Genomic DNA, 1,362 nt, shown 5'->3' with positions numbered 1-1,362 from the left:
GAAATTATGGGATGGCCCGCCCCTTTGCCCCGGCAGCTAGGCTGTTTGGGCGCAACGGAAGGAGCGGGCGATGACGGTAGAGATCACGGTTCTCGGGCTTGATCTGGGCAAGAACAGCTGCAGCTTGGCTGGACTGGACGCAGCTGGGCGGGTCGTCCTGCGCCGGCGGATGCACCGGGACGGTGTCACCCGGCTCGCGGCCAAGCTGCCGGCCTGCGTGGTGGCGATGGAAGCTTGCTGCGGTGCCCACCATCTCGGCCGTGTGCTGCAGGGGCAGGGCCACGAGGTCCGGCTGATGTCGCCAGAATACGTGCGGCCCTACGTCAAGGCCCAGAAGAACGACGAGCGGGACGCGGAGGCGATCGCCGAAGCGGCGACCCGACCGACCATGCGGTTCGTCGAGTTGAAGAGCGAGGCGCAACTCGACCTGCAAACCCTGCATCGCGCCCGCGACCGGCTGGTGGGCGAGCGAACAGCCCTGATCAACCAGCTGCGGGGCGTGCTGGGCGAACGGGGCATCCTTGTTCCCCAGGGACGGCGCAAGCTGGACCTGCACCTGCAGGCCCTGATAGCGGAGGACGAGGTCCCGCTCAGCCCGCGGATACAGGCGCTGGTCGAGGACATGCAGGTGGAGCGGCGAGAGCTGGACCGGCGCATCCAAGCGTTCGACGATGAATTCACCGCACTTGCCCGCACGGACCCGCCGGCTCGCCTGCTGGCGACCATTCCCGGGATCGGGGTGCTGAACGCCACTGCGCTGACGGCAGCGATCGGTGATGCTCAGACGTTCCGACGCGGCCGTGATCTGGCAGCTTGGCTGGGGTTGGTGCCCAAGCAGATGACGACCGGCGGCAGGCCACGGCTGTTGGGGATCAGCAAGCGGGGCAACGTCTACCTGCGCAAGCTGATCATCCACGGAGCGCGGGCTGCGCTGCCAACGTTGTCGAAGAGCGAGACCCCATTGGGCGAATGGCTGCGTGGCCTGCTGGCTCGGGCACACGTGAACAAGACCGTGGTGGCGCTTGCCGCCAGGCTGGCCCGGATCGTCTGGGCGGTGCTGCGCAGCGGTCAGCCGTTCGCCATGAGACCGGCGATGGCATCTTAGCCTACAAGTTCGGCCGGGCCCGCTGGGCACACGGCCGGCGCTGTCTGCGGGAGGTGGAAGCGAGATGGCCTGACGTCGACCGGTGCTCTGGAAACCTGGTGTCGGGATTGGCGCAACGACGCCGACGAAATTATGAGGACCAGAGCGCGCGGCTCTCCATCTTGGCCAGGGTCTGACCCTGAGACCGGATACGTTGGTGCAGACGGATCAGGACAGAACGCACAAAACCACTTGCAGACGGGGCGGGCCATACGTTC

General features: G+C 66.9%; 1 protein-coding gene. It reads left to right on the top strand.

The annotated features are described in order from the left end of the window. The first annotated feature begins 70 nt into the window (after positions 1–70). Positions 71–1,105, top strand: coding sequence for an IS110 family RNA-guided transposase (locus HLA95_RS27340; RefSeq protein WP_191062451.1), 1,035 nt, complete (start codon positions 71–73; stop codon positions 1,103–1,105). The last annotated feature ends 257 nt before the right edge of the window (positions 1,106–1,362 follow it).

Source organism: Geminicoccus harenae (genome assembly GCF_019800005.1).
Classification (GTDB): Bacteria; Pseudomonadota; Alphaproteobacteria; order Geminicoccales; family Geminicoccaceae; genus Geminicoccus; species Geminicoccus harenae.
This window is presented reverse-complemented; position numbering and strand designations above follow the sequence as displayed.